This window comes from Streptomyces sp. NPDC059828 (assembly GCF_042731955.1).
Lineage (GTDB): Bacteria > Actinomycetota > Actinomycetes > Streptomycetales > Streptomycetaceae > Streptomyces.
The window spans coordinates 1-19345 of the sequence record NZ_JBHWIW010000078.1; the positions used below are offsets into that span (position 1 = coordinate 1).

The 19345-nt window shown below is 69.7% G+C and carries 14 protein-coding genes; 4 read left to right on the top strand and 10 right to left on the bottom strand.

Features of this window, described 5'->3' with window-relative positions:
• The 3 genes from ACFV6V_RS30025 to ACFV6V_RS30035 all read right to left on the bottom strand — a co-directional run.
• Positions 1-745 (bottom strand): amino acid ABC transporter ATP-binding protein (locus ACFV6V_RS30025; RefSeq protein ID WP_385570986.1); only part of this gene is annotated, 745 nt, incomplete at its 3' end.
• Position 746: 1 nt separating this feature from the next.
• Complete coding sequence (locus tag ACFV6V_RS30030; protein WP_385570987.1) at positions 747-1739, bottom strand: amino acid ABC transporter permease; 993 nt, start codon at positions 1737-1739, stop codon at positions 747-749.
• Positions 1740-1785: 46 nt separating this feature from the next.
• The gene (locus tag ACFV6V_RS30035; protein WP_385570988.1) at positions 1786-2748 is read right to left on the bottom strand and encodes an ABC transporter substrate-binding protein; all 963 of its coding nucleotides are present in this window, start codon (positions 2746-2748) and stop codon (positions 1786-1788) included.
• A gap of 581 nt (positions 2749-3329) precedes the next feature.
• Between ACFV6V_RS30035 and ACFV6V_RS30040 the strand changes: the two genes are divergently transcribed.
• The 3 genes from ACFV6V_RS30040 to ACFV6V_RS30050 all read left to right on the top strand — a co-directional run bounded on the left by ACFV6V_RS30040 (position 3330) and on the right by ACFV6V_RS30050 (position 7150).
• Positions 3330-4562, top strand: a complete 1233-nt coding sequence (locus ACFV6V_RS30040; RefSeq protein WP_385570989.1) for an NADP-dependent malic enzyme — start codon at positions 3330-3332, stop codon at positions 4560-4562.
• 186 nt (positions 4563-4748) lie between these two features.
• Positions 4749-5714 carry a zinc-binding dehydrogenase gene (locus ACFV6V_RS30045; protein WP_385570990.1) on the top strand — a complete coding sequence of 322 codons (966 nt, stop codon included), beginning with the start codon at positions 4749-4751 and terminating at the stop codon, positions 5712-5714.
• A gap of 62 nt (positions 5715-5776) precedes the next feature.
• Entirely contained in the window at positions 5777-7150 is a 1374-nt protein-coding gene (locus tag ACFV6V_RS30050; RefSeq protein ID WP_385570991.1) for a cellulase family glycosylhydrolase, read from the top strand.
• A 143-nt stretch (positions 7151-7293) separates the two neighbouring features.
• On the opposite strand, the gene ACFV6V_RS30055 is transcribed toward ACFV6V_RS30050, so the two are convergent.
• The 7 genes from ACFV6V_RS30055 to ACFV6V_RS30085 form a co-directional block, all read right to left on the bottom strand.
• Complete coding sequence (locus tag ACFV6V_RS30055; RefSeq protein WP_385570992.1) at positions 7294-8217, bottom strand: helix-turn-helix transcriptional regulator; 924 nt, start codon at positions 8215-8217, stop codon at positions 7294-7296.
• A 1-nt stretch (position 8218) separates the two neighbouring features.
• Positions 8219-9070 (bottom strand): DUF4097 domain-containing protein, encoded by an 852-nt coding sequence (locus tag ACFV6V_RS30060; protein WP_385570993.1) that lies wholly within the window; start codon positions 9068-9070, stop codon positions 8219-8221.
• A 143-nt stretch (positions 9071-9213) separates the two neighbouring features.
• A complete protein-coding gene (locus ACFV6V_RS30065) occupies positions 9214-9399 on the bottom strand; it encodes a DUF6104 family protein (RefSeq protein ID WP_385570994.1) in 186 nt (61 codons plus the stop codon).
• Positions 9400-9514: 115 nt separating this feature from the next.
• Positions 9515-13303 (bottom strand): multifunctional oxoglutarate decarboxylase/oxoglutarate dehydrogenase thiamine pyrophosphate-binding subunit/dihydrolipoyllysine-residue succinyltransferase subunit, encoded by a 3789-nt coding sequence (locus tag ACFV6V_RS30070; RefSeq protein WP_385570995.1) that lies wholly within the window; start codon positions 13301-13303, stop codon positions 9515-9517.
• A 368-nt stretch (positions 13304-13671) separates the two neighbouring features.
• Positions 13672-14766 (bottom strand): sensor histidine kinase, encoded by a 1095-nt coding sequence (locus ACFV6V_RS30075; protein WP_385570998.1) that lies wholly within the window; start codon positions 14764-14766, stop codon positions 13672-13674.
• Between the two features lie 167 nt (positions 14767-14933).
• A complete protein-coding gene (locus tag ACFV6V_RS30080) occupies positions 14934-15677 on the bottom strand; it encodes a response regulator transcription factor (RefSeq protein ID WP_385570999.1) in 744 nt (247 codons plus the stop codon).
• A 112-nt stretch (positions 15678-15789) separates the two neighbouring features.
• Positions 15790-16515 carry a spermidine synthase gene (locus ACFV6V_RS30085; protein WP_385570996.1) on the bottom strand — a complete coding sequence of 242 codons (726 nt, stop codon included), beginning with the start codon at positions 16513-16515 and terminating at the stop codon, positions 15790-15792.
• Between the two features lie 300 nt (positions 16516-16815).
• Here ACFV6V_RS30085 and lon point away from each other — a divergent pair, with 300 nt between their 5' ends.
• The gene (lon, locus tag ACFV6V_RS30090) at positions 16816-19230 is read left to right on the top strand and encodes an endopeptidase La (protein ID WP_385570997.1); all 2415 of its coding nucleotides are present in this window, start codon (positions 16816-16818) and stop codon (positions 19228-19230) included.
• The last annotated feature ends 115 nt before the right edge of the window (positions 19231-19345 follow it).

Here is a 19345-nt window from a genome sequence, read left to right on the forward strand (position 1 = left end):
GGAACGCCTTGGTGCGCTCGTGCTGCGGGTTGCCCAGCACATCGCGCGGGTTGCCGGACTCGACGACCACACCGCCGTCCATGAACACCAATGAGTCGCCGACCTCGCGGGCGAAGCCCATCTCGTGGGTGACGACCACCATCGTCATACCGCTCTCGGCCAGGTCGCGCATGACGTCGAGCACATCGCCGACAAGCTCCGGGTCGAGGGCGGACGTGGGCTCGTCGAAGAGCATCAGCTTCGGCTCCATCGCCAGCGCACGGGCGATGGCGACACGCTGCTGCTGTCCACCGGAGAGCTGGGAGGGGTAGTTCCCCGCCTTGTCACCGAGACCCACGCGGTCCAGCAGCTTGAGGGCACGTGCCCGGGCGACGGCCTTCGCTTCGCGCTTGACCTGGACCGGTGCCTCCATGACGTTCTCGAGGGCGGTCATGTGCGGGAACAGGTTGAACCGCTGGAACACCATGCCGATGTCCCGGCGCTGGAGGGCGACCTCGCTGTCCTTGAGCTCGTACAGCTTGTCGCCCTTCTGGCGGTAGCCGACGAGCCCGCCGTCGACGTACAGCCGGCCGCCGTTGATCTTCTCCAGGTGGTTGATGCACCGGAGGAAGGTCGACTTGCCCGAGCCCGAAGGGCCGATGAGGCAGAACACCTCACGCGGGGCGACTTCGAGGTCGATGCCCTTGAGGATGTGAGCGGCGCCGTAGGACTTGTGGACGCCCTCGGCCTTCACCATGGCGGTCATGTCACACCCCCCTGGGGCTCTGAAGGGACAGCAGGTTCGTCTTGATGCGCTGCCACGGTGTGGGCGGCAGCTGGCGCAGCGAACCACGGGCGTAGTACCGCTCGACGTAGTACTGGCCGACGCTGAACACGCTGGTCAGAGCCAGGTACCAGATCGAGGCGACGATCAGCATCTCCATGACGGCGAACGACGTGGAGCCGATGTTCGTCGCGGCACGCAGCAGATCGGTGTACTGCACCGCGGAGACCAGGGAGGAGGTCTTGAGCAGGTTGATGAACTCGTTGCCGGTCGGCGGCACGATCACCCGCATCGCCTGAGGCAGCACGACCCGGCGCATGGTCCTGCCGTTGGACATGCCGAGCGCGTGCGAGGCCTCGGTCTGGCCCTCGTCGACCGACTGGATGCCGGCCCGGACGATCTCGGCCATGTAGGCGCCCTCGTTCAGACCCAGACCCAGCAGGGCCACAAGGAACGGGGTCATGACATCGACCATCTCGTCCTTGTAGAACCCGATGTTCAGGATCGGGAAGATCAGCGCCAGGTTGAACCACAGCAGCAGCTGGACGTACACCGGGGTCCCGCGGAAGAACCAGATGTACAGCCAGGACACCGCGCCGGTCACCGGGTTCTTCGAGAGCCGCATGACGGCGAAGACGATGCCCAGCACCAGGCCGATGATCATCGACAGCACGCTGATGATGATGGTGTTCAGCGCGCCTTCGAGGATGCGGGAGTCGAAGAGGTACTCGCTGATCGTGGCCCAGCGGATGTCGCCCTGCGAGAAGGCGAAGCCCAGCCAGCCGAGCAGTGCCAGCGCGATCACGGCGGACGCATAGCGTCCGTAGTGCCGCACCGGAATGGCCTTGATCTGCTCGGGGTGCGCCGCGACGGCGGCTTCCTTGCTGACCGCGCTGTCATCCTTGCCCTCCGGCGAGCCGGCCGGCTTGTCCGCCGGTGGCTCGTCGGAAGGCGTCTTGTCGAACTTGTCAGTCACAGTGACTGCCCTTCAGGTGGAACGCTCGAGGCGGGAACGCCGCGACTTACTTACCGCCGTTGATGGTCGCCTCGGTGACCGCGCTGTCCTTGACGTCCCACTTCTCGAGGACCTTGCCGTACTCGCCGTTCTTGATGATCGCCGCCAGGGCCAGCTTGAGCGCGTCACGCAGCTCGACGTTGTCCTTGTTGACGGCGATGCCGAACGGACCGGCGTCGGTCTGGTCGCCCGCGACCTCGAAGTCGTTGCCGCCACCCGCGGTCTTGGCGATGTGCGCGGCGACCGGGTAGTCGTTCAGGTCTGCCGCGGCGCCGCCGGACTTCACACGGGTCTGGGCCTCGGCGTCGGTGTCGAAGGCCTCGATGGTGAGCTTGCCCTTGCCGTCCTTGGTGCACTTGGCGGCCTGGGCCTTGAAGGTGTCCTCGTAGATCGTGCCGCGCTGGACGGCGACCTTCTTGCCGCACAGGTCGTCGAGCGAGGCGATCTTCTGCGGGTTGCCCTTCTTGACCAGCAGGGACACACCGGAGGTGAAGTAGTCGACGAAGTCGACGCCCTTGCCGACCTTCTTGCCGGTCTCGTCCAGACCCTCCTGGCGCGCCTTGGTGTCGCTCATCGAGGACATCACGATGTCCTGGCGGCCGGTGTTGAGGGAGGAGATCAGACCGTCGAAGGTGCCGCTGGTGAACTTGAACTCGACACCGAGTTCCTTGCCGAGCGCGGCGGCGATGTCGGGGTCGATACCGACGATCTTGCCGCCCTCCTCGTACTCCATCGGGGCGTACGCGGCGTCGGTGCCCACCTTGATGACGCCCGCGTCCTGGTACTTCTTGGGCAGCTTGGAGAACAGCGGGGCCGCGCTGCCGGCGCCGCTCTCCTTGGTGGAGGTCGATGCCGAGTTGGTCTGGTCACCACAGGCGGTGAGTACCAGCGCGCCGGCGACCGCGATCGCGCCGACCGCGGCGATCCGGGACCGTGCGGCGGTCGTACGACGGGTGGTGCTTGCGGTCATGATCGTGGTCCTCCGGCATGTCGGGGTGTAGCCAAAGTCGGTCGTGAACTCGCCTTCGAGCGTCACGACTCTGTGTGTTTCCGGCATCTTGCCATTCGGACTAGCCCATTCAGTGGCCTCAGCATGTCAAAATCGGATAACGGGTGACCCCCGAACTGCGACAGGCCGGTACAACATGACCGGACCAGCCGCATCATCTGCGGCTTTACCTTCCAATGACGGAAAAATCTTCGGGTTGTCTCACCATCCGGGCAACGCGCGGAGTGACGGTAGGCGGACTATTTGTTACCTGTTGGACAGCTTGATGTTTTTTGTCAGGTTATGTCACCAGGTGTCATCACGCAGAGCCCCCGAGCCGGTCCAATGGACTCGTCGGCGATACCGTGCGTCAGGTAAGAAGGATCCTTACACCCCTCATCCGGGGCTCAGGGCGCGTTGTGCGGCGCGCCCGCGCGTACGTACCACCCCCTGGCAGGCGGGCCAACCCGCCCAGCACAGGGAACGTACGCGGTGCCCGCCCACCCCTCCTCAACCAGGAGTGGCAACCCTCAACTGATGAAGACTTAAGGGGTCAACCAAAAATGGCAGCCGAGATCGTCAATCCCCACAGCGAGAGCGCCAGGGAAGCGGAAGCGGAGAGCGTCGCCGGTGAGTCCGGCGAAGCCTTCGATCCCGCCTTCGCCCTGCACCGCGGCGGCAAGATGGCCGTCCAGAGCACGGTGCCGATCCGCGACAAGGACGACCTGTCCCTCGCCTACACGCCCGGCGTCGCGCGGGTGTGCACCGCCATCGCAGAGCGGCCGGAGCTCGTCCACGACTACACCTGGAAGTCCCAGGTCGTCGCGGTCGTCACGGACGGTACGGCCGTGCTCGGACTCGGCGACATCGGCCCGGAGGCCTCGCTCCCCGTGATGGAGGGCAAGGCGATCCTGTTCAAGCAGTTCGGCGGGGTCGACGCGGTGCCGATCGCGCTCGCCACCACCGACACCGACGAGATCGTGGACACCGTCGTCCGGCTCGCCCCCTCGTTCGGCGGGGTGAACCTGGAGGACATCTCGGCGCCGCGTTGCTTCGAGATCGAGCGCAAGCTCCAGGAGCGGCTCGACATCCCCGTCTTCCACGACGACCAGCACGGTACGGCCGTGGTGACGCTCGCGGCCCTGCGGAACGCGGCGAAGCTGACCGGCCGAGGCCTCGGCGACCTGCGCGCGGTGATCTCCGGCGCGGGGGCGGCCGGTGTCGCCATCGCCAAGTTCCTGCTGGAGGCCGGCCTCGGGGACGTCGCGGTCGCCGACCGCAAGGGCATCGTGAGCCGGGACCGCGACGACCTCACCCCGGTCAAGCGTGAGCTCGCCGAGATCACCAACCGCGCGGGGCTCAGCGGCTCGCTGGAGACCGCGCTGGCCGGTGCGGACGTCTTCATCGGCGTCTCCGGCGGCACGGTGCCGGAGGCCGCGGTGGCCTCGATGGCGGAAGGCGCCTTCGTGTTCGCCATGGCCAACCCGAACCCGGAGGTCCACCCGGACGTGGCGCACAAGTACGCCTCGGTCGTGGCGACCGGCCGCAGCGACTACCCGAACCAGATCAACAACGTGCTGGCCTTCCCCGGCATCTTCGCGGGCGCCCTCCAGGTGCGGGCGTCCCGGATCACCGAGGGCATGAAGATCGCGGCGGCCAACGCGCTCGCGGACGTGGTGGGCGACGACCTCGCCGCCGACTACGTGATCCCCTCGCCGTTCGACGAGCGGGTCGCTCCGGCGGTCACGGCCGCCGTGGCCGCGGCGGCGCGCGCCGAGGGCGTGGCGCGGCGCTGACGACCTCTGGCGGGATCCGAGGCTCCGTGCGGGCCGTGCCAGGCACTTTCGGGTGCCCGGCACGGCCCGCGGCCGTTCCCGGGCCGGGCGGCGGCGGGAGCACGTCGACCCCGCCGTGAAAAGAGGGTGTGTGTCACACGGGCCTGCGGTTCCCGCCGTGTGCCCGCCCGCCCTATGGTCAAGGTCATGTTCGCCGCCTACGCCGCACGCATCGACCGTGACCAGCCGCTGACCGGACTCGAACTGGGCGAACGCCCGGCGCCCGACGTGCCCCCGGGCTGGACGGTCGTGAACGTCAAAGCAGCGTCCCTCAACCACCACGACCTGTGGTCGCTGCGGGGCGTCGGCCTGTCCGGGGACAAACTCCCGATGATCCTCGGCTGTGACGCCGCGGGCGTCGACGCGGACGGCAACGAGGTCGTGATCCACTCCGTCATCGGCCAGACCGGCCACGGCGTGGGCCCGGACGAGCCCCGCTCCATCCTGACCGAGCGCTACCAGGGCACCTTCGCCGAGCAGGTCGCCGTGCCCGCCTGGAACGTGCTGCCCAAGCCGAAGGCGCTCTCCTTCGAGCAGGCCGCCTGCCTGCCGACCGCCTGGCTGACCGCATACCGCATGCTCTTCACCAACGCGGGCGTGCGCCCCGGTGATTCGGTGCTCGTCCAGGGCGCGGGCGGCGGTGTCGCCACCGCGGCGATCGTGCTCGGCAAGGCGGCAGGACTGCGTGTCTACGCGACCAGCCGCGACGAGGCCAAGCGCAAGAGGGCTGTGGAGCTCGGCGCGGTGGACGCCTTCGAGTCCGGCGCCCGGTTGCCGCACCGGGTGGATGCGGTCATCGAGACCGTCGGCGCGGCCACCTGGTCGCACTCGGTCAAGTCGCTGCGGCCCGGCGGCACCCTGGTCATCTCCGGAGCGACCAGCGGCGACCGGCCCTCGCACGCCGAGCTCACCAGGATCTTCTTCCTCGAGCTGAAGATCGTCGGCTCCACCATGGGCTCCAAGGACGAGCTGGAGGACCTGCTGGCGTTCTGCGAGGCCACGGGGGTGCGTCCGGTGATCGACGAGGTGCTGCCGCTGGACCGGGCGCGGGAGGGCTTCGAGAAGCTGGCGGCGGGCGAGCTGTTCGGAAAGATTGTCCTGACCAACCCTTGATGGTCCGTCAGATGAGCTGATGGGATCTCCGGCACTGCCGTACGCCTGTGCCGGAGGTCGCCATGCACCGCCTTCTCGCCGCTGCCGTCTCTTCCTTGGTTCTGGCTGCGGCCGCACCGGCCCCACCAGCCACCCCCGCCACGCAGGCGGGTGTGGCCGCTCCGGCTCCGCAGGGCGTGCCCCGGCTGACCGACGACCAGGGCCGGGTGCTCACCCTGCGCGGCTGGAACATCGAGGACAAGAACCACCGGGGCGAGCAGGCCCTGTCCGCGATCACCGAACGCCATCTGCGGGACATGCGCGCCCAGGGCTTCAACGTCGCCAGGCTGCTGGTGTTCTGGGACGATCTGGAACCGGTCAGGGGCCGCTACAGCCAGGCGTATCTGCGCAGGGTCGAGCGGATCCTGGACTGGGCCGAGGCGCATGGCGTCCAGGTCCTGATCGACGCCCACCAGGACGTCTTCGGGCCCGCCTTCGGCCATCGCGGCATTCCCGAGTGGGCGACCCGTACCGACGGGCTGCCCTTCACCCCGCACCCGGACGACTGGTTCGCCGAGTACTTCGAGCCCGCCGTGCAGCGGGCTTTCACGCATCTGTACGAGGACCCGGATCTGCGGTGGGCACAGGCCCGGATGTGGCGTGTGCTGGCGGGACGTTTCGCGGACCACCCCGCCGTGCTGGGCTACGACCTGATCAACGAGCCGATGGGCGAGATGGCGGAGGACGAGGACCTGCCGTCCGCCGCCCGTCGCATCGAACGCGAGCAGCTCACACCGATGTACAACCGACTGGCGGACGCGGTCCGTGCGGCCGACCGTGACAGCTGGCTCTTCGTGGAGCCCACGCCGATCGTGGGCGAGGGCGTCCCCACCGGGCTCGGGAAGATCAAGGACCACAGGGTCGTCTACGCCCCGCACTTCTACAACGCCGCGATGGAGGCGGGCCGGGACTACGACCCCGCAGCCGGCTGGATCGAGGCGTACGAGGCCGCCGTGACCGCGTACCCGAAGGCGTACCGGGTGCCGGTTGTCGTGGGGGAGTGGGGGCCGCTCAACAACTCCCTGCCGAACATGGGCCGCTTCTACCGCGAGGCGCTGGCCTCGCTCGCCCGCTACAGCTCGGGCTGGGCGGGCTATGTGTGGTGTTACGGGGGCGGGTACTGCGCGGTGGACGAGGAGGGCCGCTTCCGTACCAACAAGGAGCAGACGGCGGCCCCGTACGCCCCGGCGGTGGCGGGCGTGGTGCGCGACGAGGAGTGGGACTCCCTGGCCGGCGTGTACCGGCTCTCGTACGACGCCCGCCCGGGCGTCACCCGGCTGTCGCTGCCGCCTTCCGGACGGGGATGGCGGGTTGAGGTGTCGGGCGGCACGCGGCGCGGGGACCGGGTGTACGCGCGGCCGGGGGCACGGGTGCGGGTGCTCGTCAACCGGGGCTGACAGCGCCTCCGCCATGGGGGCGGGCGGGTTTCGCGGTGTGCTGCGGCAGGTGGCGTGGTGGGGAGTGGCCGTCCCGGGACGCCGGTCGCCGGACGCTCGCTTGCCGAGTGCGTGCCCCCACACTCCGGGGGCACGCACTCGGCTCAGTCGTTACGGAGGAGCGCGACGATGTGGGTCGCCGCCGACGACAGATGGCGGCGGGCCTCGGCGAGTTGGGGGGCCGTGACGCCATGGTCGCGGGCCGCGTCGCGGACCTCGTCGCGCAGGCGGTCCAGCAGGCGTTCCAGATCACGGGCCGGATCGCCCGAGTCCGGGGTGTCCTTCGCCCAGCCGGGGTCCGCGTCGGCCGCGTCGGGCTTGATGAACGGTGGCCACGCCTTCGTACCCCGCGCCAGGTTCCCCAGCTGGCTGGTGAGCTCCGACATGCCGTCGCGGACACCGGCCGGCCAGTCGCCCCGGGCGAAGTGGTCCTGGACCTGGCGGGCCATGCGCTGGACCTCCTCGCGGGCCCGCTCCTGGGCCTCCCTGGCCTGGCGGCGCGCGGTCTGGGCGTCCTCGCGGGCGCGCCGGGACTCGTTCTTCGCGCGACGGGCCTGTTCCTTCCACTCCTCCTTGGCCTGCCGCATCTCCTCCTTCACGGTGCGCCAGGCGTCGCCGTCGCCGATGCCCGCGTCCACCCGCCGGCTCTCCGACGCCGCGGCCCGCATCTCGCTTCGGAGCTTGCCCGCCGCGCCGCGTACGTCGTCGCGGATCTCCGCCGCCAGCTCGGAGACGGACTCGCGGATCTCCAGCTCCAGGTCGGCGAGTTCCCCGCCGCGTCCCGCGAGTTCCTCCCGGCCGGCATCGGTGATCGCGTACACCTTCCGGCCGCCCTCGGTGGTGTGGGTGACGAGCCCTTCGGCCTCCAGTTTGGCCAGCCGCGGGTACACCGTGCCCGCCGAGGGCGCGTACAGCCCCTGGAAACGCTCCTCCAGCAGGCGGATGACCTCATAGCCGTGGCGCGGTGCCTCGTCGAGCAGCTTCAGCAGATAGAGGCGGAGCCGGCCGTGGGCGAAGACGGGTGGCATGTCAGAGCACCTTTCCGGTGGGGGCGGCCTCGGCCGTCTCGTCCTCGGCGGGCGGACGGCGCAGCAGGGCGATGGATCCGGAGACCGTGGTGGCCTTGAGTGAACCGCTGCCCGAGCCCAGCGTGCCGGTGATCCTCTTCGTGCCCCACATTCCGCTGACCCGCAGGTCCTCGAAGGCGTTGGACACGGCCCCGCTGGTGGTGTTGGCCTCGACCCGGGCGTCCGCGGGGTGCGGAAGCCGGATGGCGACCTCACCGGAGACGCTGATGACCCGGACGTCCGTGGGGGTGCCGTCGAGGTCGATCGCCATGTCGCCGCTGACGGTCTCCGCCCGCACCGCGGGACCGGCGCCGTCGATCACGGTCAGATCCCCGGATACGGAGTTGAAGCGCAGGTCGCCGGTGACCGCCTGGGCCTCGAGACCGCCCGAGACCGTCTCGGCGTGGATCTTTCCGGACAGCCGCGTGAGCGTGGTGTCCCCGCTGACGCCGCGCACGTCCGTACGCCCCTGGATACCGGAGACGACCGCCCCCGCTCCCACCACGCCCACCTCGACGGCGGCACGGGACGGCACCGCGAGAGACACCACGGCACGGCGCTGCCAGCGCTTGCGGTCGAAATGCCTGAGGAAGTCCTGCCACGGCACGTCCTCGTAGGCCACGGTGAGCGTGGACCCGCTGAGGGTCACGATCAACGGCGGGCCGTCGAGCTCGGAGACCTCCAGACGGGCGGTCTCCTCGTCGGTGCCGACCACGTTCACCGCGCCGTTGACGACGCGCACGTTCAGGGCGGTCACAGGTTCGTCGAACACGAGCTTCTGGGGCTCTGCAACGGTCCACGTCGACTCTGGCATGGTGCTGACCTCCCGGCGGGCCTAACGCAACATATCGCGTTTGCTGATGACGATACGATATATCGCGAGCTGGGGAAGTCAATAGGCAAGGAAAACGGGCCCCTGTGCGTGAGTACGCACAGGGGCCCGAATCAGGGTCTCGCTCACATGTCTTCGTCGTCCTCGTCGTCGAGCCGCGCCAGCCAGGTGGCCAGACGCTCGACGGGCACCTCGAAGTCCGGATTGAGATCCACGAACGTACGCAGCTGCTCGGCGAGCCACTCGAAGGTGATCTCCTCCTCGCCGCGCCGCTTCTCCAGCTCCTCGATGCCACGGTCGGTGAAGTACATGGGAAACAGCCTAATGCGCCCGCCGCGGGCGGCTGACGCCGGAACGGGAACGGCCCCCGCCGCGGGTTGCCGCGCCGGGGGCCGTTCCGTCGATCAGGAGGGCTCTGAAGCCCGCTCAGGCCTCGAAGACCTCGTTCACCAGCTGCTGCTGCTCCGCCTGGTGCCGCTTCGCCGAGCCCACCGCGGGCGAAGACGAGTGCGGCCGGGAGATCCGGCGCAGCCGCTCGCCGTGCGGGACGTCCGCGCCGACGGCCAGGTCCAGGTGGTCGATCAGGTTGAGCGCGATGAACGGCCAGGCACCCTGGTTCGCCGGCTCCTCCTGGGCCCACAGGTACTTCTCGGCGTTCGGGAACTTGGCGATCTCGGCCTGGAGCTCCGCGCCCGGCAGCGGGTACAGGCGCTCGAGGCGGATGATCGCCGTGTCCTGGACCCCGCGCTTCTGACGCTCGGCCTCCAGGTCGTAGTAGACCTTGCCCGCGCAGAAGACCACCTTGCGGACCTCGGCCGGGTTCACCACTCCGGAATCAACCGTGGTGTCGCCGATGACCGGGCGGAAGCCGCCCGTGGTGAACTCCTCCGCCTTGGACGCCGCGGCCTTCAGACGCAGCATCGACTTCGGGGTGAAGACGATCAGCGGCTTGTGGTGCGGGTTGTGGACCTGCCAGCGCAGCAGGTGGAAGTAGTTCGACGGCAGGGTCGGCATGGCGACCGTCATGTTGTTCTGCGCGCAGATCTGGAGGAAACGCTCCGGGCGGGCCGAGGAGTGGTCCGGCCCCTGGCCCTCGTAGCCGTGCGGCAGCAGCAGGGTGACGCCGGAGGTCTGGCCCCACTTCTGCTCGGCGGAGGAGATGAACTCGTCGACGACGGTCTGGGCGCCGTTGACGAAGTCACCGAACTGGGCCTCCCACATGACCAGCGCGTCCGGGCGGGCGAGCGAGTAGCCGTACTCGAAGCCCATCGCCGCGTACTCGCTGAGCAGCGAGTCGTAGACGTTGTAGCGGGCCTGCTCGTCGGACAGGTAGAGCAGCGGGGTGTAGTCCTCGTCGGTCTCCTGGTCCACCAGGACCGCGTGCCGCTGGCCGAAGGTGCCGCGGCGGGAGTCCTGGCCGGCCAGCCGGACCGGGGTGCCCTCCATCAGCAGCGAACCGATGGCCAGGGTCTCGCCCATACCCCAGTCGATCGTGCCGTCCTCGACGGATGCGGCGCGGCGCTGGAGCTGCGGCATCAGACGCGGGTGGACGGTGACGTGGTCCGGGATGTTGACCTGGGACTCGGCGATCCGCTTGACGACCTCCTGCGAGACTCCGGTGGTGACGGCCACCGGGAACTCGGCCTGGACGTCCGGGACATGGGCCGGGGCAGGGTGGCTGGTGGCCTCGCGGACCTCGGCGAAGACCTTCTCCAGCTGGCCCTGGAAGTCCTGGAGCGCCTGCTCGGCCTCTTCCAGCGTGATGTCGCCGCGACCGATGAGCGACTCGGTGTAGAGCTTGCGCACCGAGCGCTTCTTGTCGATCAGGTTGTACATCTGCGGGTTGGTGAACTGCGGGTTGTCGCCCTCGTTGTGACCGCGGCGGCGGTAGCAGATGAGGTCGATCACGACGTCCTTGTTGAACGTCTGGCGGAACTCGAAGGCGAGCCGCGCCACCCGGACACAGGCCTCCGGGTCGTCACCGTTCACATGGAAGATCGGGGCCTCGATCATGCGGGCCACGTCGGTCGCGTACATCGACGAGCGCGACGACTCGGGGGCGGCGGTGAAGCCGACCTGGTTGTTGATGACGACGTGGACCGTGCCGCCGGTGCGGTAGCCGCGAAGCTGCGACATGTTGAGCGTCTCGGCCACGACGCCCTGGCCGGCGAAGGCCGCGTCACCGTGCAGGGCGATCGGCAGGACGGTGAAGTCCGTGCCGCCCTTGTTGATGATGTCCTGCTTGGCGCGGACGATGCCCTCGAGGACCGGGTCGACCGCCTCCAGGTGCGAGGGGTTGGCGGCCAGCGAGACCTTGATCTGCTCGCCGTCCAGGCCGGTGAAGGTGCCCTCCGCGCCCAGGTGGTACTTGACGTCGCCGGAGCCGTGCATCGACTTCGGGTCGAGGTTGCCCTCGAACTCGCGGAAGATCTGCGCGTACGACTTGCCGACGATGTTCGCCAGGACGTTCAGACGGCCGCGGTGGGCCATGCCGATGACGACCTCGTCGAGACGCGACTCGGCAGCGGAGTCGATCACCGCGTCCAGCAGCGGGATGACGGACTCGCCGCCCTCCAGCGAGAACCGCTTCTGGCCCACGTACTTGGTCTGGAGGAAGGTCTCGAAGGCCTCGGCGGCATTGAGCCTGCGCAGGATCCGCAGCTGCTCCTCGCGCTCCGGCTTGGAGTGCCCCCGCTCCACACGGTCCTGGATCCACTTGCGCTGCTTCGGGTCCTGGATGTGCATGAACTCGATGCCGGTGGTGCGGCAGTACGAGTCGCGCAGCACGCCGAGGATGTCGCGCAGCTTCATCATCGACTTGCCGCCGAAGCCGCCGACGGCGAACTCGCGCTCCAGGTCCCACAGGGTGAGCCCGTGCTCGGTGATGTCCAGGTCGGGGTGCTTGCGCTGGCGGTACTCCAGCGGGTCCGTGTCGGCCATGACGTGGCCGCGGACCCGGTAGGAGTGGATCAGCTCGAAGACCCGGGCGGCCTTGGTGACGTCGTCGTCGTGCGAGGCGTCGATGTCCTTGAGCCAGCGGACCGGCTCGTACGGGATGCGGAGCGCCTCGAAGATCTCGTCGTAGAAACCGTCCTCGCCGAGGAGGAGGTTGGCGACGATCCGCAGGAACTCGCCGGAGGCGGCTCCCTGGATGACGCGGTGGTCGTACGTCGAGGTCAGGGTCATGACCTTGGAGACACCCAGCTTGTTCAGGGTGTCCTGGGAGGTGCCCTGGAACTCGGCCGGGTAGTCCATCGAGCCGACGCCCATGATCACCGACTGTCCGGGCATCAGACGCGGCACGGAGTGGACCGTGCCGAGGCCGCCGGGATTGGTCAGCGAGACGGTGACGCCGGTGAAGTCGTCCATCGTCAGCTTGTTGTTGCGGGCGCGGCGGACGATGTCCTCGTAGGCCTGCCAGAACTCGAAGAAGTTCAGCGTCTCGGCCTTCTTGATGGCCGCGACGACGAGCTGGCGGTCGCCGTTGGGCTTCACGAGGTCGATGGCCAGGCCGAGGTTGATGTGCGGCGGCTTGACGAGGACGGGCTTGGTGTCCTTCTGGCCGTACGACCAGTTCATCGACGGCATGGCCTTGATCGCCTGCACCATCGCGTAGCCGATGAGGTGGGTGAAGGAGATCTTCCCGCCCCGGGCGCGCTTGAGGTGGTTGTTGATGACGATCCGGTTGTCGAAGAGCAGCTTCACCGGGACGGCGCGGACGGACGTGGCCGTCGGCAGCTCCAGCGAGGCGTTCATGTTCTTCGCGACGGCGGCGGAGGGACCGCGCAGCGGGAGCATCTCGGGCCCGTCGGGCGCCTGGGCGGCGGGGGCGGCTGGCTTGGCCGCTGCGGGCTTGGCCGGAGCGGCAGCAGGGGCCGCGGCGGGCTTCGCGGGCGCGGCGGCTGCCGGGGCGGCAGGCGCCGGGACGGCCGCAGCGGGCTGTACCGGGGCCGCGGGGGTCTCGGTGGCCGCAGGAGCCGCGGGCGCCGGCGCCTGTGCGGTGCCCGGCGTCTGCTCAGCGGCGGCGGAACCGCCCGGCTTGTAGTCGGCGAAGAAGTCCCACCAGGCTCGGTCGACCGAGTTCGGGTCCTGGAGGTACTGCTGGTAGATCTCGTCGACGAGCCACTCGTTGGCGCCGAACGCGGCAGCGGGGTGCTTCCCCTGCCCGTCCGGGTCGGTCGAAGAACTCGTGTTACTGGGGGACTGAGACGACACGGCGGTAACCGCCCTCTTCCGCTTCACAAGGTGATGGACAGCGGAAATAAAGGCTACGCCTCCCCGGCCGGGAGGTGCAGGCCGGGCACGTCCTTCGTCGCCTAAGTCACACCGGACGGTCGGTTTCAGGGCCGGAAATGGCGGGAAACAAGCCTGGTTCCCCTGTGAAACGGGTGTGCGGCAGCGCGGCTGCGGCCCGCTCTCCCACACCCCCTGGCCGCGTACGCGTCGAACAGGCATCGAACGCGACCCGCACACGTTTCGAACGCATGCCGAACATTCGCCGAACGCGAACGGAAACCGGACGGAACGCGAACCGCACGCGCGTGTGTGCACGCCGAACGCGGCCCTCCGGTTCGAACCCTACGTCAACCCCTGCGCTCCGGGACTCCCGGAAGGGTGATGAGGATCCGGCAGCCCCGTGCCGATTCGGCCACACCGATCCGCCCGCCGTGCAGCTCCACCGCCCAGCGGGCGATCGCGAGCCCCAGGCCCGTACCGCCGTCGCTGCCCGGTCCGTGCGGGGACGGGACTCCGCCGCGGTTGAAGCGCTCGAACACCTTGTGCCACTCCGACCGCGGGATACCGGGGCCCTCGTCCTGCACCTCGAGCACCAGCGACTCGGCGTCCGTCCCGCGGCGGGCCCGTACGGTCACCCGGCCGTGCGGCGGCGAGTGCTTCACCGCGTTGTCGATGAGATTCGCCACGACCTGGTGCAGCCGCTCCGCGTCCGCCTGCGCGGTCAGCTCGGGCGGCGACACGTCCAGATGCAGATGGACGTCCTTGCGTGTGTGGCTGCCGGAACCGGAGGGCAGCTTGCGCTGTCCGGCGGCCAGATTGGCCTCCTTCAGCACTCCGGACAGATACGGCCAGACCTCGAAGCGCCGTGTCTTGAGGGTGACCACACCGTTGTCGAGCCGGGACAGGTCCAGCAGCGTCTCCACCAGCCGGCTGAGGCGCTCGGTCTGCTTCAGCGCCGTGCGCATCGTCTCGGGATCCGCGGCGCTGACGCCGTCCACCACGTTCTCCAGCACCGCGCGTAGGGCGGCGATGGGCGTGCGCAGCTCGTGGGAGACGTTCGCGACCAGTTCCTTGCGGTTGCGGTCCACGTCCTCCAGGTCGTCCGCCATCAGATTGATGGTGGTCGCCAGGTCGCCGAGCTCGTCACGCCGGTCGGCGCCGCTCACCCGACGCGTGTAGTCGCCGTGGGATATGGCCTTGGCGACGGTGTTCATCTCGTCCAGCGGCGCGGTCAGACCGTGCGCCACGAACTGGGTGATCAGCAAGGTCGTGATCATCGCGAAGACGGTGATGTAGCGCAGCTCGGCCCCGGTCCTGATGGCGACCAGCGCCAGCCCGCAGGTGATCAGCACCGAGGTCACGACCAGAGCGATGAGCTTGGTCTTGATCGAGATCCCGACCGCCCCGAGACCGGACCGAAGCCGCCTGAGCCCGGGCCCCAGCCGCCCGGGTGCGGACCGTGGCCGGTCAGGTCCGGAACGTAGCCGGCCGGGCCCGGACCGCGGTCGGCCCGGCCCGGACGGCACCCGTCCCGGCTCGGACCGCGGTCCGCTGAGCTCGGGGGCGAGCCCGCTCCGTCGGCCCGGTCTGCGCGGCCCGGTCACACGGCTCACTGGGCCGGGGTCTCCAGGGCGTAGCCGACGCCGTGGACCGTACGGATCCGCTCGGCACCGATCTTGCGGCGCAGCGCCTTGATGTGGCTGTCGACCGTGCGGGTCCCGGACGCGTCCGCCCAGTCCCACACCTCGGCGAGCAGCTGCTCCCGGGAGAGCACCGCACGCGGGGTGTTCGCCAGGCAGACCAGCAGATCGAACTCGGTCGGTGTGAGATGAACGTCATCGCCCCTGACCCGGACCCGGCGCTGGGCGTGGTCGACCTCGAGCTCGCCGAGCCGCATGATCCCACTGCGGGGTGTCACGGCGGCGAGCGCGGCCCGCTCCACCCGGCGCAGCAGCACGTGCACCCGGGCGGCCAGCTCTCGCATCGAGAACGGCTTGGTCATGTAGTCGTCGGCGCCCACCCCGAGACCGACCAGCATGTCGGTCTCGTCGTCCCGCGCCGTGAGCATCAGCACGGGCACCGGACGCTGAGCCTGCACCCGGCGGCACACCTCGAGCCCGTCGAAGCCGGGCAGCATCACGTCGAGGATCATCAGATCCGGCTGCCAGGCATCGGCGGCCTCCACGGCGGCGGGGCCGTCCGAGGCCGTCTGCACCAGGAAGCCCTCGGCGCGCAGCCGCGCCCCGATGGCCTCGACGATGGTGGTGTCGTCCTCGACCACCAGCACCCGGCGCTGGGCGCTGGCGGTCGAATGCGCCGCCGCGCCGTTGTTGCTGGTGTGTGTCTGCTCCATCGCCCCGCCCTTGTCGCGCACTGCGAGCTGGTGTTGTTCGGTCTGCGTGTAGATCGTGTACATCGGTTGTGTCAGGTAAGTCAGCAGCGTAAAGGCATCGATCGGCTCGCGGCTACGCAGGGCGAACGGCGAGATGGACCACGTCAGGTACGCCTCGGGCAACCCGGATCTCTTCGGTCCTTACCCTGGTGAATCCGGCATTCCGCAACGACTCCTCAAAGTCGGCGGAGGGCCTCGCAGACCATACGGCCAGCACTCCGCCCGGCGTCAACCTCCTTGCGCAGGAGGTCAGTCCGTCTGGTGAGTAGAGGCTCGCGTTGTCCTCGGTGACGGTCCAGTCGGGGCCGTTGTCGATGTCCAGACAGAGCGCATCGTATGTGTCCGAAGCGTTATGGACATAGTCCACGAGGTCCCCGGCGATGATCTCGGTACGCGGGTCGGCCAGCGCCCTCGCGGAAATCGCGGACAGCGGTCCGGCGCGGTGCCAGTCGATGATCGCCTGCTCGCGCTCCACCACCGTGACCCCGGACCAGGACGGGTCGGCCGCGGCGTGGGCCAGCGAGAAGCCGACCCCGAGGCCGCCGATGAGCACACGGGGCGCCGGGCGGTCCGCCAGGGCACCGCGTGCGGCATCGATCAGCAGTCGCTCGGAACGGCCGTCGGAGGTGTCCATCAGGAAGCAGCCGTTGGCGATGATCTCGTAGATCCCGGGCGCGACGGCGCCCTCGCCGCCCTGGTCCCGCCGCCGCAGCACGACCTCCCCGTAGGGGCCGTCGCGCCGGTCGAGCGTGACGGGCATGAGGGGTTCGCCGGTCGGCGACGGCGCGGGGAACGGCATGGTGGAAACCTCCGGCGGCTGGCGGGACGACGCGGATCATGAACATCCTGTCCGCGACGGTCCCGGCAGGACAAACCGTTTCACGGGCGCCGGCGGCGCCCACAGGGTCCGTGTGCCCCGTCGGCGGCCATCCATGGCCTGCTCATCCGGCTGCTGCCGATCCCCGGCCGAGGGGCGCCGCGATCCTCCCGCGCAGCGTGTCGGCCGCTGATCGCTCACGGCGAACGCCGGGCGGGGAACATCCGGGCCGCCCCCTGCATTGAGTCCATACAGCTCAACTTGAATGCAGAAGGGGAGATCATGGCTGCTGAGTCCTCGGCGTATAACACCGCTCTTACTCTGCCTGTGCTGCCGCTCGACGACGAGGTCGTGCTGCCCGGGATGGTGGTGCCGCTCGACCTGTCCGACGCCGATGTACGGGCCGCGGTGGAGGCCGCCCAGGCAGCGGCCCGTGCCGAACCCGGCAAACCCCGGGTGCTGCTCGTGCCGCGGATCGACGGCACCTATGCCGCGACCGGCGTGCTCGGCACCGTCGAGCAGGTCGGCCGGCTCTCCGACGGCGACCCGGGCGCACTGATCCGCGGTCGCAGCCGGGTGCGCATCGGCGCGGGGACCACAGGTCCCGGTGCCGCCCTCTGGATCGAGGGCACCGTCATCGAGGAGTCCGCCCCCGACCCCGTGCCCGGCTCCGTGAGCGACCTGGTCAAGGAGTACAAGGCGCTGGCCACGAGCTGGCTGAAGAAGCGCGGCGCCTGGCAGGTCGTCGACCGTGTGCAGCAGATCGAGGACGTGTCGGCCCTCGCCGACAACTCCGGATACTCGCCGTTCCTCACCACCGCCCAGAAGGTGGAACTGCTGGAGACCAGCGACCCGGTCGCCCGGCTGAGGCTCGCCACCGAGCAACTGCGCGAGCACCTCGCCGAGCAGGATGTCGCCGAGTCCATCGCCAAGGACGTCCAGGAAGGCGTGGACAAGCAGCAGCGCGAGTTCCTGCTGAGGCGCCAGCTCGAAGCGGTCCGCAAGGAACTGCGCGAGCTGAACGGAGAGTCCGAGGGCGAGGAGTCCGACGACTACCGTGCCCGGGTCGAAGCCGCCGATCTCCCCGAGAACGTGCGCGAGGCCGCGCTCAAGGAGGTCGAGAAGCTGGAGCGGGCCAGTGACCAGAGCCCGGAGGGCTCCTGGATCCGCACCTGGCTCGACACCGTGCTCGAACTGCCGTGGAACGAGCACACCGAGGACGCCTACGACATCCGGGGCGCCAAGGCCGTGCTCGACGCCGAACACGCCGGCCTTGACGACGTGAAGGAACGGATCACCGAATACCTGGCCGTACGCAAGCGGCGCGCGGACCGGGGACTCGGTGTGGTCGGCGGGCGTCGCGGCGGCGCGGTGCTCGCGCTGGTCGGGCCGCCCGGGGTCGGAAAGACCTCGCTCGGCGAATCCGTGGCCCACGCCATGGGGCGGAAGTTCGTCCGGGTCGCCCTCGGCGGGGTACGGGACGAGGCGGAGATCCGCGGCCACCGGCGTACCTACGTCGGCGCGCTGCCCGGCCGTATCGTCCGCGCCGTCAAGGAGGCCGGGTCCATGAACCCGGTGGTGCTGCTCGACGAGATAGACAAGGTCGGCTCCGACTTCCGGGGCGACCCGGCCGCCGCACTGCTCGAAGTGCTCGACCCGGCGCAGAACCACACCTTCCGCGACCACTACCTCGAGGTCGAACTCGACCTGAGCGACGTGGTGTTCCTGGCCACCGCGAACGTACTGGAGGCCATCCCGGAGGCCCTGCTCGACCGGATGGAGCTGGTCAGGCTCGACGGCTACACCGAGGACGAGAAGGTCGTCATCGCCCGGGACCACCTGCTCCCGCGCCAGCTGGAGCGGGCCGGCCTGGCGGAGGGCGAGGTCGCCATCGACGAGTCCGCGCTGCGCAAGCTGGCGGGGGAGTACACCCGTGAGGCGGGCGTACGGAACCTGGAGCGCTCGATCGCCAGGCTGCTGCGCAAGGTCGCCGCCCAGCATGAACTCGGCGACCGGGCACTCCCGTTCTCCGTCTCGGACGCGGACCTCCGCGAGCTGATCGGCCGTCCGCACCACGTCCCGGAGTCCGCCCAGGACCCGGCCGAGCGCCGGACGGCGGTGCCCGGCGTGGCCACCGGCCTCGCGGTCACCGGCGCGGGCGGCGACGTCCTCTATGTGGAGGCGTCGCTGGCCGACCCGGAGACGGGGGCGGCCGGGCTGACCCTGACCGGTCAGCTCGGTGACGTGATGAAGGAGTCCGCGCAGATCGCGCTGAGCTTCCTGCGCTCGCACGGCGCTGAGCTCGAGCTGCCGGTGGCGGACCTCAAGGACCGGGGTGCCCACATCCACTTCCCGGCCGGCGCGGTGCCCAAGGACGGCCCGAGCGCGGGCATCACGATGACCACGGCGCTGGCGTCGCTGCTGTCGGGGCGGCTGGTCCGTACGGACGTGGCGATGACCGGTGAGGTGTCGCTGACCGGACGGGTGCTGCCGATCGGCGGTGTGAAGCAGAAGCTGCTGGCCGCCCACCGGGCGGGCATCACGACGGTCGTGATCCCGAAGCGGAACGAGGCGGATCTGGACGATGTCCCGGCCGAGGTCCTGGAGAAGCTGGAGGTCCATCCGGTGACGGATGTCCGCCAGGTCCTGGAGCTCGCGCTCGCTCCGGCGGAGGTGCCGGTGGTGGCGGCGGCATGACCCAGGGCGGACTCCCGCCCCCTGCATCGGGCCCGGCCCCGGCGACTTCCGCCGGGGCCGGGCCCGGGGCCGCCAACACCCGTGGGGGGGCCCCCCCCACGAGCACCCCCACCCC

Bases quoted from the DNA above. Each gene is read 5' to 3' on its own strand.
- ACFV6V_RS30035 (WP_385570988.1), bottom strand. From the start codon at position 2,748: ATGACCGCAAGCACCACCCGTCGTACGACCGCCGCACGGTCCCGGATC.
- ACFV6V_RS30040 (WP_385570989.1), top strand. From the start codon at position 3,330: ATGGCAGCCGAGATCGTCAATCCCCACAGCGAGAGCGCCAGGGAAGCG.
- ACFV6V_RS30045 (WP_385570990.1), top strand. From the start codon at position 4,749: ATGTTCGCCGCCTACGCCGCACGCATCGACCGTGACCAGCCGCTGACC.
- ACFV6V_RS30050 (WP_385570991.1), top strand. From the start codon at position 5,777: ATGCACCGCCTTCTCGCCGCTGCCGTCTCTTCCTTGGTTCTGGCTGCG.
- ACFV6V_RS30055 (WP_385570992.1), bottom strand. From the start codon at position 8,217: ATGCCACCCGTCTTCGCCCACGGCCGGCTCCGCCTCTATCTGCTGAAG.
- ACFV6V_RS30060 (WP_385570993.1), bottom strand. From the start codon at position 9,070: ATGCCAGAGTCGACGTGGACCGTTGCAGAGCCCCAGAAGCTCGTGTTC.
- ACFV6V_RS30065 (WP_385570994.1), bottom strand. From the start codon at position 9,399: ATGTACTTCACCGACCGTGGCATCGAGGAGCTGGAGAAGCGGCGCGGC.
- ACFV6V_RS30080 (WP_385570999.1), bottom strand. From the start codon at position 15,677: ATGGAGCAGACACACACCAGCAACAACGGCGCGGCGGCGCATTCGACC.
- ACFV6V_RS30085 (WP_385570996.1), bottom strand. From the start codon at position 16,515: ATGCCGTTCCCCGCGCCGTCGCCGACCGGCGAACCCCTCATGCCCGTC.
- lon (WP_385570997.1), top strand. From the start codon at position 16,816: ATGGCTGCTGAGTCCTCGGCGTATAACACCGCTCTTACTCTGCCTGTG.